This window comes from Candidatus Omnitrophota bacterium, assembly GCA_021735655.1.
GTDB lineage: Bacteria > Omnitrophota > Gorgyraeia > Duberdicusellales > 4484-171 > JAHKAJ01.
Genome location: JAIPGM010000002.1, coordinates 1 through 12,645, shown reverse-complemented (window position 1 = coordinate 12,645; position 12,645 = coordinate 1). Strand labels below are relative to the sequence as shown.

Below are 12,645 nucleotides of genomic sequence, written 5' to 3'. Positions count from 1 at the left end.
ATGCTCATCGGCAAGCTCAGTGCCATTGCGCACGAGGCGACCGCCTCTGCATAATATATTTCTCCGCCGAAAGAGCGGCAATGCACCCCTCTGAAGCCGCGACCACAGCCTGGCGGATCCTGGTACATATAACATCGCCGGCAGCGAACACCCCTTCGAGGGAAGTAGACATATCCTCTCTATTTACAATCAAACAGCGATCGCTTCCAGTTTTCAAATGATCACCAAGGAAATCGACCAGCGGCCGATTGCCGTGCAGATACATAAATACCCCATCGACCGCGATCTGTTTTCGCTGGCCCCCGGCCGAGATTATTTCAACACCCTCAACGGCCCTTGCCCCATAGATCTTGCTCAACCGGTGGTTAGTGAAAACGGTAAGGTTATCAGCGAAGTCGATCGTCTTCTTCCCTGGACTATCTATCGCCTGAAGACTTACAATATATATCGCACTGGCGAATTTGGCGATAACCCCGATCTCCTGACTTATTTCCTCGATACCTCCCACCAGGGCAACCTTCTTGCCGCGAAAGAAAGGCGCATCACATACCGCGCAGTAACTCACCCCTTTGCCCAGGAACTCCTTTTCGCCGTCCACCGAAGCCTTCCTCCCCATGGCCCCGCTGGCGACAATCAGGCTACGAGAGCGGTATTCCCGGGCTTCGGAAACGACCTTTTTGACGGGACCCTCCAGTTCGGTGTGTAACACGCGCTCTCGCACAAGCTCAGCCCCAAACTTTTGAGCCTGCCGCCGGAGTTTACCGATCAGCGTCCGGCCGGAACACGGTTTAAGAATGCCGGGGTAATTTTCTATTCTTGACGTAGAGCCTAATGCACCGGCAAGAATATTCTTGTCGATGACCAGCGTATATAATCCGGTCCGGGCGGCGTAGATACCTGCGGTTAATCCCGCAGGGCCGCCACCGATGATAATCACGTCGTAATCATCAGCCATATCGTCTCACCCCCCCCTTAAGATATCAACAACTTAGGAATCTTTGACAGCCTCGGCAAAAGTTATTCCCTCTACCCCGAAACGTACCATTTCTTTTATGGGGTGTTCTGAATCTTTTTCATCCGCCCCTTTAATGATGAGCGCATTTTCAGGCTAGCACGCGGGCAGGGATGGAATCGGACGCCGGCCGCCTTCACCGCTCCGGAGTAAAGCAGCAGTACCCTATCGTATCGCACTCTTTCTTCATTCTATCCCAGCTTTCTTGTTCATCAATGATTTCAATGGCCGTGGGGTAAAGAATATTGTTTTCCTTGAAAATATGCTCACGCAGAGTAAACATTATATAACCCGCTGTTGCCGCGAGTTCACTTTTGAATTCGTTAAAATCCATCACCTGCGCCTTCGACACCAAACCAAGAAGGTCTTTCTTGCGGGCGCGCAGTACTTCATGCTCCATCCTCATTATCTTCTGCGGCGCCGAGACCCCTTTCTTTTCCATCTCAGGGAATACGACATCCTCTTCACGCTTGTGATGCGGTTCGGAACCGACAAGATGCTCGGCAATATGCTTTAATTCTTTAAATTCTTCCCTGTCACTGTTGAATCGGTCCATTTTCTGAATGTTGTTATTCACCTTCTCAAGTTGGTCTAAAAACCCCAAAATCATATCGTGCTCGGCAACCATTGTATGGATCACATGCCCCGGGCTTAATTTTATCTTCATATTCTCCAGCTGGCCCTTAAGTACCTCCATGTGGACACAACAGAGGTTACGTAAGTCTTCATACGAAAGCCCGGCCTCAATCAACTTCTGCTCTGCCAATGAAAGGTCTTTCGGGTCAAGGGCCGCCAAGAATTCTTTGGCCTCCTTCTTCACGCTTTCCGGATTTTCCCCGGTATTGAGCCGCTTTAAAAGGCCGGCTAATCTATCGGCTTTATCCATGATCTACCTCCTCCGCTAAACTACAAATTTGTTTTTAACGTCCCTTACTCTTTAGAAATTTTATGATCTCTCGGCAAAACGGCCCAAGATCATACGGAGTGCGGGATGTTACTATATTGCCATCAACAACGACCGCCTTGTCGATAAATTCCGCGCCGGCATTGACGACGTCGTCTTTTATGGCGGAAAAACAGGTCGCCTTCTTTCCCTTCAATATGCCGGCGGAAACCAAGACCCAACCGGCATGGCATATGGCGGCAACAAGTTTCTTTTGTTTATTTATATTTTTCACAAAATCGACTATCTTCTTTGACCTTCGCAACAAGTCAGGAGCGTAACCGCCGGGTACAATCACCCCGTCAAAATCATCCACACTAGCTGTTTCTACCGATGTCTCTTCGGGGGCAGGATAGCCTTCCTTGCTACCGTATTCTTTTTTCCGTCCCGGTCCGACGAAAACCGTTTCTATACCTTCTTCCTTAAGGCGTAAATATGGATACCAAACCTCCAAAACCTGATAATGATCCTCTACTAATACTGCTATCTTCACCTTTTTACCTCCACTTCTTTTATTGTTCCGCAGGCAAGCCTCTTGCCGCCGCCTCCGGCCGGATCGGTGAAATAATCATCCGGCAGCTCATGAATCACCAGAGATGTCCCAAACTTTCTTAATATAGAATTTTCCTTATCTTTTCTTAAAGTTATCTGTGTCGTAGTGAAAGACATCTGGCAATTACCATTTTCCTCTACAATGATATTTGGCAAATCCCCGGCATGGTGGCCTTTTTCGTTCAGAAACCCATGCTGTTTTCCATAAGGATTAAAATGCCCTCCTGCTGATTTAAAGTCCGGCGCATCACAAACAGGAAATTCATGTATATGAAAAGCGTGCCTGCCCGGTAAAAATGAATGTAGCTTTAAATCTATGGTTACTCCGCGGCCTTCGTTTTCCCTAAACAGCACCTTCCCTACTTCTTTACCACTAGTATCGGTAATATTTGCCATAGCCTCTAAAGGCCAATTATAATCGTGAAATATTTTATTAAAGAAGGCAATCATTTCTTTCCATGAATTCATATCCGCTTCTTTGTTGTAAGCCGCGCCCGTGGAAGGATCGTTTCCGGACGCCGGATTCGTAAAACTATGGACAGCGCCTTTGTAACTTACCATGCGCCAATCCACATTTGCCCGGTCCATTTCCCTCTCAAAATCTTTTACCTGTCTCATTGGAACATGGGGATCATCGGCACCATGAAGAACCAGCACTTTCGCTTTTATCATTCCGGCGTCTTCCGGGTTAGGAGTATCCAGGTTGCCATGAAAGCTTACCACTCCCTCGACATCAGCTCCGCTTCGGGCAAGCTCCAAGACCACGCCACCGCCGAAACAATAACCTATCGCGGCAATACGCGAAGGGTCGGTGATCGGATTTTTTTTAAGGCAGGCCAAACCCGCCTGTACCCTTCTGCGCATGAGTTTACGGTCGGCACGGTAAATGCCCGCCTGCTTAGCCGCTTCTTCCTTATTTTGCGGTCTGATGCTTTTACCATAAATATCAGCCGCAAAAGCTATATAACCTTCTTCTGCCAATTGATTAACACGTTGTTTTATATAATCGTTTATGCCTGTCCACTCATGCACGACTAAAACCCCGGGACGTTTTTCTTTTATTGAGTCATCATAAGCAAGATACCCTTCCAAAATAACCTCGCCGTCTTTATACTCTATAGTTTCAGCGTGTATCTCGGCTTGGGCAAGTTTCGGCAAAAATAATAAAACAAATCCGGTTATCAATATGAGTCCCCAACGATATATCGCTATGACTCTTTTCATCAGGCCCCCCCTATTTCATCTATGATCTGAGCCATAATAAAATCATTATCGCTAAGCCCGCCGATAGCGTGAGTGGTAAGCGTAATCGTTACTTTATTATAAATAATCGTGATGTTAGGATGATGGCCCTGCTCTTCGGCAATGACGCTAATAATATCCAAAAAATATTTGGCCTCAATAAAATCTTTGAATTTAAAAGTCTTTTTTATTTTCTTGCCTTCGATAAGTTCCCAGCCCTCAACAGTAGCCATTAACTGCTCTATGCGGCCCTCTTTAAGCGGTGGGGTACCGGCTTCACAGGGAAGACAATGAGAAGGCCTCTCTTGGGATCCCTTAAGAAATGGTTTTTCGATCACATCTTTTAGTGCCTTTAGCGCTGACTGGTAATCCGGCTCATCACTTGCCTCTTGAACAATCGAAACATAACGAATGACATTGTTTTTATCTACAATAATAACCGCACGGGCCAGAAGGCGCAGTTCTTTAATCAAAAGGCCGTAATTAATGCCAAAAGAGTTGGTTTTGTAATCAGAAAGAGTTATTACCTTCTCGATTTTATTCGCCTCACAAAAGCGCTTTTGGGCGAAAGGTAAATCCTGGCTGATGCCGATAACAACAATATCTTCTGCCAACTTGCTAGCCCTTTTGTTAAATTCCTTAACTTGCAAATTACAAGTAGGTGTATCCAGAGAAAGAAAAGAGGTGATGATTTTTATAGAATCTTTGTAGTCAGTTAGTTTAACTTCCTTAAGCTCGCTATCAACTGCATAAAATTGTGACGCCGAGTCTCCTTCTTTGACTCTCCTGCCTGCCAAAAACAGTGTTTTTGACTTCAAGGTAATTCTTCTATCCATATTACTCTCCCTTCATTTCTTCAAATTGATCCTTGTTTACACCGCATTCCGGGCATTTCCAGTCATCGGGTAAATCTTTAAAAGAGGTCCCCGCTTTTATGCCGTTATCCGGGTCACCTTTTTCGGGATCATAGATATAGCTGCAAACCTTGCATTGGTATTTCCCTGTTTTTGCCGCTTTTTTACTTGTTTCGACAGGTACCTCTTCTTTCCGGCTGCTCCCTTCGACTGTAAACCCCAGCTTTAACCCAACCTGCCAATACGATACTTCGCCGTCTTCTATTTCCCCCCTTATTTGATTAACCTCAAACCATCGTGAATTTCTGATAGATTCCGACGACTTGGAAAGAGCGTTTTTAACCGCATCTTCTATGGTGGCTTTTGAAGACCCGACAAGCTCAACAACTTTATAAACATGATCTCTCATATCCCCTCCTTCACAATTAAATAGTTTTAGCCAGTATGCTTTTTATGTTTGAATCAACGTCTATTTCGCTTTTTCCGGATGATGAAAGCCCCTCTTCAAAAGTCGGACTTTCTTTTTTATATAATACACCAAGCGCTATCTTCGAATCATCGTGATAATTCCATTCCTTTATTTTATTAAGCGCCTCGGCATAATCTCCTGCATCATGATCTTTTAGTTCATACACTCGTTTATCGTAGTACTCATACATGTTATAGAAGGTAACGCAAACTTGAAGTACATCTACCAAAGCAAAGCCCTTATGGTTTATCGCTTCCTTAAATATTTTCTTGAGCTGTTCTATTCCATGTGAAAAACCTCTGGCAAGAAAAGTCGCGCCGCTGGCCAGCATAAGTTCAAGAGGGTTAATCGGGCGTTCCTTACTTCCCCCGGGAGTCGAACGGCCTTTAAAACCAAGCGGAGATGTAGGGGTATACTGGCCAGTTGTAAGCCCGTATACACGATTATCATGTATTATCATAGTAATATCGATATTCCGCTTAGCGGCGAATATCAGATGTTCCAATCCTTCGCCATAAGCGTCACCGTCACCGGCAAAACCTATAACTTTAAGATTTGGATTCGCGAGTTTAATTCCTTCGGCTGCTGGTGTGGCTCTTCCGTGAATAGAATAGAAACTGTTCGCGTTTATATAGTCAACTATTTTAGCATGACAACCGATCCCGGAGACCAATACCACATTCTCTAAAGACGTTCCTTCTTCACGGATACTTTTTAAGACCGCTTTTATGGAATTTAAAATAGCGAAATTACCGCAGCCCGGGCACCATGTGTTTTTAGCGTTAGTTTCTAAGTTCTGGGAAGTCATGCTATCACCTCTTTTACCTTCTCTTCTAATCTTTCAATGCCAAATGGCCTGCCGTCATATTTCAGAATTTTCTCATCAACGCTAATACCATAATTATTAAGGAGTCTCGCAAGCTGGCCGGTTGCGTTGCTTTCTACTGAAATAAGCTTTTTTACTCCTGATAGAGCCTGCTGAAATTGTTTTATTGGAAAAGGATTAAGCACAACCGGCTGAATGACTTTTATTCCTAACTTTTCTCCAATTTCAACACCGACGCCCTTGTTAGAACCCCAACAAAGAAGTGCGATGTCATCTCTCTTGCCATTATATACATTTACCGCCTTGACCCCCTCAAGTTCCTCTGCTAAAAATTTTTCTTTACGCAATCGTTTTTCCTGCATCTTTATGGTCTCTTCCGGTACTTCTGTGGTTATACCAAATTCGTCATGCTCATAGCTGTTTACTTTGATCATTTCATTCTTAACCGGGGGGAAGGCTAAAGGTGAAATGCCGTTATCTGTAAGTGCATATCTTTTATAAGGCAATTTTCCATCCCGCATAGCTATTTCTTCTTCAGATACATTTCCGATTAACGATATATCGAAATTTGATGTACTTTCCCCTAACTCTTTGTCAGTAAGAATTATAGCCGGGATCTGATATTTCCAACTGATATTCATGGACATCGCCGACCAGTAATATGATTCTTCGGCGTCACCGGGCGCGACAACAAAACGCGTAAATTCACCATGGCCGGCGCTCAAGGCAAAATGTAAATCTCCCTGCGAGGAGTAGGTAGGCAGACCCGTTGACGGGCCCGGCCGCTGGCCAAGGACTATTACAACGGGTAATTCAGCCATACCGCTCAGACTTAAGCCTTCGGTCATAAGGCAGAAACCGCCGCCCGATGTTCCTACTGCCGCTTTCTTACCGGCATACGCGTAACCTAACGCCATAAGTATAACGCTTATTTCGCTTTCCGGATGAACCACATCCAAGTTAAAATCATCCGCCACATTCGCCAGATAATGTAATATCGGAGAACTGGGAGTCATCGGATAAGAAACATAGGCCCTTAGGCCTCCTTTGACCAATCCCAAGGCAATGGCCTGATTCCCAGTAAGTAACGGCAAACTTTCCCTATTCAAAGGATCTATCTTAATAAGTTCTTTAGCTTCTTCAAAGCCCCTTCTGGCAACTTTTATATTGAGATCGGCATTCTGAGAAAACTCTTTTTTCAGGACATCTTCTAAAATTTCAAAGTCTAGGCCGATAGCTTTTGTCAGTGCGCCAAGCATACAAGTATTACGCATCAACTCGGGCGCTTTTTCTATTTTAAGGAACTTACTCAATGGTAGCCCCAGGCAACAAAGACCGGACATTGCATCTGTTTGTTCAGAATCATAAATACACATGCAATCTTTTTTTAGCCTATCTTTATGTAAATCGAGTGTCTCCTTATTTAAAGCTAAAACAAAATCCACCTTGTCAGCGTAAGCAGCTATCCTGTTTTTTGAGGCACGTATCACAGAAAAGGTGTGCCCTCCACGGATAAGTGAAGGATAATCGCGGTATATATAAATGCGATACCCCAGCCTGTTTAAAAGCCGGCCTAAAACCATACCCGAACGGTCTATGCCAAAACCGGCCTTGCCACCGATCAATATAGATAACTCTTGCATCTTCTCACCTAAACCAGCATTTTATTTAAATAATCCTGCTCTTCTTTCTTTTGGTAGGCTAGAACCGTTTTAAAAAAAGCCTGCTTAAGATAGTTAGCTTGCCTTTTGGTCAATTTCTGCCTAAAGGCAGTTGGTAGATAAATAAGAATATCTTCCGGCTTGAGGTTCTGGCCATAAAGAAACACCTTTTGTCTAGCTCTCTTTTTTTTCAAAACAACCATTTTTATTTACCCAGGGCCTGCTCTAAATCCATAGCGTGTTCCTGCTCAACAGCCAGGATATTTCTTAACTGCTGGGCTAAGTGATAAAGATTCAGTTCTTCAGCCTGTTTTATCCTCACTATATACCTTGCAATAGCGTCGTTTTCCCCTTCTAGATCCTGTTTCAGCATGGTTTCGTTTTCTTTAGAGGTTTTAGGCAGCGGCATATCAACGGTCGGAAAGCCTCCCAAATAGTCTATTTGAGCCGCAATCGTTGTCGCGTGCGCGAGCTCTTCTTGGGCGTGGATAACCAGCTCTTTCTGCATGTTCTGATACATCGCGCCTTTTAGGACCCCTTGATGCTGGGTATACTGCACACACGCGGTATACTCTAAACCCAAGTCCTTATTAAGAAGCTCAATCAGTTTCTCTTTCGTTATTTTCGCCATCTCTCGCCTCCTTTCATTATTCTTCTATAGATATGGCCGTAACCGGACATTCATCGGCTGCCTTCTTACTGCATTCTTCTTTATCTTTCGCTACAACGTCAACAAGAACTTTTGCCTTTTCACCATCCATTTCAAAGATATCCGGACAGGCTTGAGCGCATAAAGTACAACCTGTACATGTTTCCTGATTTACGATCGCTTTCATTATGATACCTCCTATTCTACAGTTATTGTTTTCAGGCCTTCCCACAAACCATGTATATTACATTTTCCCCAGGCTTTCAGCGGCCCGTGAGCATGACTTAGTTTCACCTGAAAAGTCACTGTTGGATAGCTTGCACCGCCGCTTAAAGACGCTCTCCCTAAGAATGTGTGCCCACAATAAAGTTCGATCCACTCTATAAAATGAGCCGGTTCGTTAGGGTGGGCTAATAACTTTCCGATCTCAATTTTAATCTCAAAAAGTTCATCCTTTTTAACCTTGTCCGGTGCTTCTATTATAGGAATATGTTTCTTCTCAAGGTCTGTAGGATTAGCTTTATCCTTTGGCTCATTAACCCCGCACAAAATATCCTCCTGGCATGTCCATGTCTTTTCCATCGCTTACCACCTCCTGTAATATAGCTTTTCACTATTATTTTTTCTTCATCGGCTGTCCGCAGCAGCTCTTTACCACTTCGCCATCTTTAACTTCCCTTATCTCCTCTTTGCCACATGCTGTACATACATATATTGCTTTATTATCCTTTTTTGGCTCGCAGCTATTGCACCCCATTTTAACCACCTCCCTTTTCTACAGCTATGGTTTCTACTGCATTTTCCGGATATTCTACTTCTGGAATCATCTCAATTGCGGCAATTACATCCAAGGGATTAAAAGGCTTTAAAAGATATTTTTTAATCCCCAGTGTTTCAAATAGTTTTAAAATCGCATTTCTGGAAAACAATTTTTTTTCTATGATCGGGATAATTCTGTTCGACATCTGGCGTAATTTATCAACCAAATGATATTCCTTATTTTCAAATTCATCGAACTTCACCAGCACAGTATCAAATTTTATTCCAAAAAAATTACCGTTTACAAAGGCTTCTTTGCTAGATGCAAAAGTGTTATAACCCGCTAAAGCTAATATTTTTTCAACCCATTTTAAAAATTCTTCATCTTCATCCATAATCAGTATTTTAGATTCCATGCCCCCTCCTATCTTTTATCCTTCTCAATGGATATAGAATTTATCAAATCTAAGAGCGAGGTTTCGTTAAATGGTTTCTGCAAAAAACCTTTCGCGCCAGCTTTCATCGCACGTTCACGGTCTCCTGCCTGAGCGTGTGCGGTAATAAAAATAATCCTCAACTTAGAACGCGAAACGTTTAATCTTCTTTGAAGTTCAAAACCGTCTATATCCGGCATGCGAATATCCAAAATCAAGATACCTTGAGTATCGGGAGGAACAGAGTCCAAAAATAGCTGGGCCGAATCAAACGTTTCCGCCTCATAGCCGGTAGATTTCATGAGACGGCTCAGGGCTCGCCGAATGGACTCATCATCGTCAACTATGTAGATTTTTGGTTTAATCTTGATCATCAGTAGTGATGATATCAGAGTGAAGAAATGCTGTAAATTGGACCTTAGTCCAATAGGGGGCGAGTTACTTTTTGGCTGGGGTTATTCCGCACTTTTGGGTAAGGCGGACAAGGTCGGCAACCGATACAGCTTGCATTTTATGCATCAGGCGACCACGATGAACTTTAATCGTCTTCTCTGTAACACCTAATCTAGGAGCAATCTGTTTATTCAGCATTCCCGTAATTACCCAGCGTAAACACTCGTATTCTCTTGGGGTAAGGGTCTTGACCCGGCGCTGGATTTTTGCCTTTTCCGCGTCATTTTTTTGCATCTGTCCGCACTTTTCTATTGCCCGGTCTATTGCTGAAAGCAGTTCTTCTTCACCAAAGGGTTTTGGTAAAAAATCTACGGCGCCGTTTTTCATCGCCTTAACACTCATAGGAATGCTACCGTGGCCGGTAATAAATATGATCGGCAGCAAAATACCCTTTCGAACAAGTTCTCCTTGAAGATCGATGCCGCTTAATCCCGGCATGCGCACATCGAGTACTAAGCAAGCTGGGGCTCCTTTATGGATTTTCCGTTGAAGGAACTCTTCCGACGAAGCAAAGGCCTCCACTTTAAATCCCGCCGACTTGATTAACCTCTCCAAGCTTTTACGCACCGATGGATCATCGTCGGCGATGAATACAATTGGAAGCGGCCGCCTCATTTAGAACACTCCTTACTTATGGGCAAAGTAAAATAAAACGTCGCTCCTTTATCGGGATTATTCTCTGCCCACAAGGTGCCGCCATGAGATTCAATAATCACTTTATTAATCGCCAGCCCCATTCCCATGCCTTCTTTCTTAGTCGTGAAAAATGGTTCAAAGATACGACTCAGGTTTTCTTCATCAATTCCGGTTCCCGCATCCTCAAAACTAACGACAATCGACTCATCATTCTCTTTTGCCGTGCGAATACGAACCCTCTTGGAATCAACATCTTTCGTTGCCTCAAAACTGTTGAGAATAAGATTTAAAATAACCTGCTGCAACTGTATCCGGTCCCCGTTCACAAAAAGATTTTTGTCACTGAGTTCTGTATTTAAGGTTATACTCCTTATAACTATATCACTGTGTACAAGAGAGACTACTTCATTGACAACATCATTAATATTTAATATTGTAAACTCGATATCGGATTTTCTTATTAATGCTCTGAGCTTATTGATAACATCACTTGCCCGCTTATCGTCTTTGACAATATCAGAAAGTATTTCTTTGATTTCATTTATATCCGGATTGCTCTTAGCCAGGAATCTCTGTGCTGCCTGAGCGTTGCTCATAATGGCCATGAGGGGTTGGTTAAGTTCGTGTGCTAAGGCCGCGGTAAGTTCTCCCATCGTCGTAACCCGTGAGACGTGAGTTAATTCCTGCTGGAGCTTACGGGTATTCTTTTCATGCTCTTTCTGTTCAGTAATGTCCTGTACCGTGCCTATGCCCCTAATAGCCTTACCTCTCTTATCAAATTCTACTTGGGCGCTTTCTCTGACCCATTTTATTCTCCCTGCCACCACTATACGATGCTCTATATCATAGAACCCTTGACGTAGGGCGTTCTGCCAACTTATATTAACATACTCCCTGTCTTCCGGATGAACGATCTCAAGAAACTTCGCGTAATCAAGCGGTGACCCTATATTTAACCCAAATATGTGATAGGTTTCATCAGACCAGGCTAAGGCATTATCCGCTATATCGAGATACCAGCTTCCAATATGTGCCACTTGTTGGGCTCTATTAAGATTATCCTTTGCCGCTTCCAAAGCCTTGTTTAGCTGTTTTAGCTCTCGAGTGCGCTCTTGAACGCGTTTTTCAAGCCCGTGGTGTGATTGACGTAGAAATCTTTCAGCATGCTTACGTTCGGTGATGTTCTCGCCAAATCCATGGTAGTTTATTACATTACCCTTGTGATCTTTATTAGGCACCACAACCAAATGCACATCTACAAGCGAGCCATTTTTGCGCCTTAACTTAACTTCATCATCAAAAATACCTTTTTCTTTCGCGCCGCGGATAACCCTTGCGGCATCCGTACGGGAAATATGTATGTCCCCTGGCTTAAGCTTCCCAATGGCCTCACTTTTTGTATATCCGAATAAATCTTCCGAATATTTGTTCCACACGGTAAATTTCCCAGTTTTGTCTATCACGGCGATATGTAAACGTATATTGTCAATAAGCAATTGATATCTACGGTTCATCTCTTCTAAATTATTTATTGCCGTTCTGTACGATGAGCTTTCAACGGAAGTCCACCTGCCCTTGCGTTTTATCAGGGCAAACTGATGATTATTGACAACGTCTATGACCTGGGATGCGCTGCATCTATCCAGAGAATAAGTACAGATAGCCAGCATCCGGCGGCCGCCAATAGTATTGTTGACCTTAGCTTCATACTCGGTAAAATTCTCCCAGTCTGCCTTTTCCAGCCAGAAGGTATTTCCGGTAAGACGCAGGCCAGAGAACCCTTTTTTTAAGGCTTGCTGCTCTTTCTCTACCCAGCCGGCTAATACTCTATCGGCATTGAACCTGCCGCCCTTTGTGTACCACTGGCTATAATCCAGTATCTCTATCTGCCCCTTTTTAATCAGCCTATCCAGGTTTTTTACCTCTTTCTTAAGTGCGCCTTTTGCCTCTTTAGTGCCTAGAGGCTCGGAAGTCACCCACATACAAAATTCGTTATTCTTTAATCCGGCCTTAAAATAAGGTAAGAGTATTTCAAGCAAATCTCTTTTAGTATGGTAAAACTGGCATAGATGCGATCCCCAGGGCATATCTCCAACCACCTTTATGCCGGTCTTACGCAAACTCATGTTATTTGTTATATCTGCCACTACTCGCC

At 43.7% G+C, this 12,645-nt stretch carries 17 protein-coding genes and 1 pseudogene; all 18 read right to left on the bottom strand.

The annotated features are described in order from the left end of the window. Positions 1–16: 16 nt before the first annotated feature. Positions 17–955: an FAD-dependent oxidoreductase gene (locus tag K9L86_01020; protein ID MCF7907449.1), complete on the bottom strand. Its 939-nt coding sequence runs from the start codon at positions 953–955 to the stop codon at positions 17–19. A gap of 193 nt (positions 956–1,148) precedes the next feature. After that, positions 1,149–1,898, bottom strand: a complete 750-nt coding sequence (locus K9L86_01015) for a DUF438 domain-containing protein (GenBank protein MCF7907448.1) — start codon at positions 1,896–1,898, stop codon at positions 1,149–1,151. A gap of 34 nt (positions 1,899–1,932) precedes the next feature. Beyond that, positions 1,933–2,448, bottom strand: a complete 516-nt coding sequence (locus K9L86_01010; GenBank protein ID MCF7907447.1) for a type 1 glutamine amidotransferase — start codon at positions 2,446–2,448, stop codon at positions 1,933–1,935. After that, a complete protein-coding gene (locus K9L86_01005; GenBank protein MCF7907446.1) occupies positions 2,445–3,731 on the bottom strand; it encodes a dienelactone hydrolase family protein in 1,287 nt (428 codons plus the stop codon). Before K9L86_01005 ends, K9L86_01010 begins: the two co-directional genes overlap by 4 nt. Further along, a complete protein-coding gene (gene tpx / locus K9L86_01000) occupies positions 3,731–4,585 on the bottom strand; it encodes a thiol peroxidase (protein ID MCF7907445.1) in 855 nt (284 codons plus the stop codon). Before tpx ends, K9L86_01005 begins: the two co-directional genes overlap by 1 nt. Before the next feature lies 1 nt (position 4,586). Further along, positions 4,587–4,826 (bottom strand): rubredoxin, encoded by a 240-nt coding sequence (locus tag K9L86_00995; GenBank protein MCF7907444.1) that lies wholly within the window; start codon positions 4,824–4,826, stop codon positions 4,587–4,589. Beyond that, positions 4,803–5,012 (bottom strand): annotated as a pseudogene (locus K9L86_00990) (dodecin family protein). The gene K9L86_00995 and the pseudogene K9L86_00990 overlap by 24 nt, the downstream one beginning before the upstream one ends. Positions 5,013–5,028: 16 nt before the next feature. Beyond that, the gene (locus tag K9L86_00985; GenBank protein MCF7907443.1) at positions 5,029–5,880 is read right to left on the bottom strand and encodes a 2-oxoacid:ferredoxin oxidoreductase subunit beta; all 852 of its coding nucleotides are present in this window, start codon (positions 5,878–5,880) and stop codon (positions 5,029–5,031) included. Further along, entirely contained in the window at positions 5,877–7,541 is a 1,665-nt protein-coding gene (locus tag K9L86_00980; protein ID MCF7907442.1) for a 2-oxoacid:acceptor oxidoreductase subunit alpha, read from the bottom strand. The genes K9L86_00985 and K9L86_00980 overlap by 4 nt, the downstream gene beginning before the upstream one ends. A gap of 8 nt (positions 7,542–7,549) precedes the next feature. Next, on the bottom strand, positions 7,550–7,753 hold the full coding sequence (locus K9L86_00975) for a hypothetical protein (protein MCF7907441.1): 204 nt from the start codon (positions 7,751–7,753) through the stop codon (positions 7,550–7,552). Positions 7,754–7,764: 11 nt separating this feature from the next. Continuing rightward, entirely contained in the window at positions 7,765–8,190 is a 426-nt protein-coding gene (locus K9L86_00970; GenBank protein MCF7907440.1) for a ferritin-like domain-containing protein, read from the bottom strand. A gap of 16 nt (positions 8,191–8,206) precedes the next feature. After that, a complete protein-coding gene (locus K9L86_00965) occupies positions 8,207–8,395 on the bottom strand; it encodes a ferredoxin (protein ID MCF7907439.1) in 189 nt (62 codons plus the stop codon). A gap of 11 nt (positions 8,396–8,406) precedes the next feature. Next, positions 8,407–8,790: a class II SORL domain-containing protein gene (locus K9L86_00960; GenBank protein ID MCF7907438.1), complete on the bottom strand. Its 384-nt coding sequence runs from the start codon at positions 8,788–8,790 to the stop codon at positions 8,407–8,409. Between the two features lie 34 nt (positions 8,791–8,824). Then, the gene (locus tag K9L86_00955; GenBank protein ID MCF7907437.1) at positions 8,825–8,965 is read right to left on the bottom strand and encodes a hypothetical protein; all 141 of its coding nucleotides are present in this window, start codon (positions 8,963–8,965) and stop codon (positions 8,825–8,827) included. A gap of 1 nt (position 8,966) precedes the next feature. Beyond that, positions 8,967–9,383 (bottom strand): hypothetical protein, encoded by a 417-nt coding sequence (locus K9L86_00950; GenBank protein ID MCF7907436.1) that lies wholly within the window; start codon positions 9,381–9,383, stop codon positions 8,967–8,969. Positions 9,384–9,391: 8 nt separating this feature from the next. Continuing rightward, positions 9,392–9,775, bottom strand: coding sequence for a response regulator (locus K9L86_00945; protein MCF7907435.1), 384 nt, complete (start codon positions 9,773–9,775; stop codon positions 9,392–9,394). Positions 9,776–9,839: 64 nt separating this feature from the next. Next, on the bottom strand, positions 9,840–10,469 hold the full coding sequence (locus K9L86_00940; protein MCF7907434.1) for a response regulator: 630 nt from the start codon (positions 10,467–10,469) through the stop codon (positions 9,840–9,842). Further along, a partial coding sequence (locus K9L86_00935) for an MEDS domain-containing protein (protein MCF7907433.1) occupies positions 10,466–12,645 on the bottom strand: 2,180 nt, incomplete at its 5' end. The genes K9L86_00940 and K9L86_00935, both read right to left, overlap by 4 nt.

Excerpts from the sequence above, each read along its gene's own strand:
- K9L86_01020 (MCF7907449.1), bottom strand. The coding sequence starts at position 955 with ATGGCTGATGATTACGACGTGATTATCATCGGTGGCGGCCCTGCGGGA.
- K9L86_01015 (MCF7907448.1), bottom strand. The coding sequence starts at position 1,898 with ATGGATAAAGCCGATAGATTAGCCGGCCTTTTAAAGCGGCTCAATACC.
- K9L86_01005 (MCF7907446.1), bottom strand. The coding sequence starts at position 3,731 with ATGAAAAGAGTCATAGCGATATATCGTTGGGGACTCATATTGATAACC.
- tpx (MCF7907445.1), bottom strand. The coding sequence starts at position 4,585 with ATGGATAGAAGAATTACCTTGAAGTCAAAAACACTGTTTTTGGCAGGC.
- K9L86_00985 (MCF7907443.1), bottom strand. The coding sequence starts at position 5,880 with ATGACTTCCCAGAACTTAGAAACTAACGCTAAAAACACATGGTGCCCG.
- K9L86_00980 (MCF7907442.1), bottom strand. The coding sequence starts at position 7,541 with ATGCAAGAGTTATCTATATTGATCGGTGGCAAGGCCGGTTTTGGCATA.
- K9L86_00970 (MCF7907440.1), bottom strand. The coding sequence starts at position 8,190 with ATGGCGAAAATAACGAAAGAGAAACTGATTGAGCTTCTTAATAAGGAC.
- K9L86_00965 (MCF7907439.1), bottom strand. The coding sequence starts at position 8,395 with ATGAAAGCGATCGTAAATCAGGAAACATGTACAGGTTGTACTTTATGC.
- K9L86_00960 (MCF7907438.1), bottom strand. The coding sequence starts at position 8,790 with ATGGAAAAGACATGGACATGCCAGGAGGATATTTTGTGCGGGGTTAAT.
- K9L86_00955 (MCF7907437.1), bottom strand. The coding sequence starts at position 8,965 with ATGGGGTGCAATAGCTGCGAGCCAAAAAAGGATAATAAAGCAATATAT.
- K9L86_00950 (MCF7907436.1), bottom strand. The coding sequence starts at position 9,383 with ATGGAATCTAAAATACTGATTATGGATGAAGATGAAGAATTTTTAAAA.
- K9L86_00945 (MCF7907435.1), bottom strand. The coding sequence starts at position 9,775 with ATGATCAAGATTAAACCAAAAATCTACATAGTTGACGATGATGAGTCC.
- K9L86_00940 (MCF7907434.1), bottom strand. The coding sequence starts at position 10,469 with ATGAGGCGGCCGCTTCCAATTGTATTCATCGCCGACGATGATCCATCG.